We start from the raw sequence: 1,989 nt of genomic DNA, 5'->3' as shown, positions 1-1,989 counted from the left end.
GCCCATCAGCTGTCCCAGCCGCTGCTGCAGCCGCTGCACGTCGCTGCGGCTGCTCGACAGCACCCGCTGCAGGCTGTCCTTCTTGCGCGCCGCGGTCCAGTTGCGCCCGCCGCGCTCGACGCCACGGGTGATGCGCTCGATCAGGCCGGCGAGCGCCGCGGCCTGGGCGGCGCTGTCGACCGCCGAGGTGGCGGCCGCCGCGGCAGGCGGGGTGCGCGCCGCCGTCGGCTGGACGCCGGATTCAAGCTGGTAGGCCCGGGCGTAGTTCTCGGGCGTCGGCTCCAGCTTGTCGACCACGAGGCGGCGCAGCGCGGCCTTGGCCAGCACGGCAGGCGTCTGCGGCGCCTGGGGTTTGGTGTCCATCGATCAGGTCAGGGCAAGAGAGGGAGGGCAAGAGAAGGGATCACTTGGGGCATCACTTGGGCGAGTGGCGGTTCGGCCGCGGCTCCAGCCCGGCCCGGATCGAATCGGTGAGCCCGTCGTCCTCGCCGGCATCGACGATCCACGGCGCCTTGCGCGGCAGCACCGTCTGCTGCAGCCACTGCTCCAGCGCCTCGGGCGCGAGCGCCCGGCTGAACAGGAAGCCCTGCATCATTCCGCAGCCCAGCCGGTGCAGCACTTCCATCTGGCGCATGTTCTCGACCCCCTCGGCCACCACGCGCAGGCCGAGCGAGCGCGCCAGCGCGATGATCGCGGTGACCACCGCCGAGCTCTGCGGCGTCATGCCGAGATCGCGCACGAACGAGCGGTCGATCTTCAGCTCGCTGATCGGCAGCGTGGTCAGGTAGGCGAGCGACGAGTAGCCGGTGCCGAAGTCGTCGATCGAGATCTCGACGCCGATCTCGTTGAGCCGGTGCAGCGTCGGGATCACGTTCTGCAGGTCCTTCATCAGGCCCGTCTCGGTGATCTCCAGCTCGATCGCATGGTGCGGCACGCCGTACGCGGTGACGGCCTGGTGGATGTGCTCGACCAGGTCGGTGCGCTCGAACAGCCGGTTCGGCAGGTTCACCGCGATCGAGTCGCTGAAGCCGAAGCTGTCCTGCCAGATCCGGGCCTGGCGCGCCGCCTCGCGGATCGCCCACTCGCTGAGCGGGATGATCAGGCCGGTCTCCTCGGCCAGCGGGATGAAATCGCCCGGCGGCACCAGCACGCCGCCGCGCTGCCAGCGCATCAGCGCCTCGGCGCCCACCATGCGCGCGCCACGCACGTCGACCTTGGGCTGGTAGTGCAGCACCAGCTCGTTGCGCTCGATGGCCTTGTGCAGCGCGCTCTCGAGCTCGAGCTTCTCGCGGCCCTTGCCGGCCAGCGCCGGGCGGTACAGCAGCGCGGCATTGCGGCCCTGCGCCTTCACCGAGTACATCGCCACGTCGGAGTTGCGCATCAGGTCGGCCACCGTCTGGCCGTCGCGCGGGAACATCGCGATGCCGACGCTCGCGGTGACGAAGCACTCCTGGCCGCCGACGAAGATCGGCTCGCGCATCACGTCGAGCACGCGCGCGGCGACCCGCTCGGCATCGGATTCGTCGGACACCTCGGGCAGCAGCGCGACGAACTCGTCGCCGCCGAGCCGGCCGACGGCCTCCAGCGTGCGGTGCGAGCGCGAGCCCATCGATTCGACGGCGCTCTCCATCACCTGGTCGGAGTGGCGCACGCACGAGCGCAGCCGGCGCGACACCTCCATCAGCAGTTCGTCGCCGGCACCGTGGCCCAGCGTGTCGTTGATCACCTTGAAGCGGTCGAGGTCGATCAGCAGCAGCCCGACCGGGTGGTTCAGCCGGCGCGCATGCTCCAGCGCGCGCTCGGTGCGCCAGATCAGCTGGCGGCGGTTCGGCAGGCCGGTCAGCGCGTCGAAGTTGGCGAGGTGGCGGATCTTGTCTTCCGCCATGCGGCGGTCGGTCACGTCCTGCACGATGCCGGTGTAGCCGGAGAGGTTGCCGTGCTCGTTGAACTCCGGCTCGGCCTCGACGTGGATGATGCGCTGGCGGGCGT

General features: G+C 70.6%; 1 protein-coding gene and 1 pseudogene. Both read right to left on the bottom strand.

Annotated features, from left to right (window positions below; all coding sequences use genetic code 11):
• A pseudogene (locus tag AC1D15_RS29310) lies at positions 1-363 on the bottom strand (GGDEF domain-containing protein); the annotation flags it as partial.
• A 52-nt stretch (positions 364-415) separates the two neighbouring features.
• Positions 416-1,989 (bottom strand): putative bifunctional diguanylate cyclase/phosphodiesterase (locus AC1D15_RS29305; protein ID WP_477828788.1); only part of this gene is annotated, 1,574 nt, incomplete at its 5' end.

It is taken from the genome of Rhizobacter sp. P2_H2 (assembly GCF_056403375.1).
Note: the sequence above shows the minus strand (reverse complement) of the source record. Positions and strands in the feature narration are given on the sequence as shown.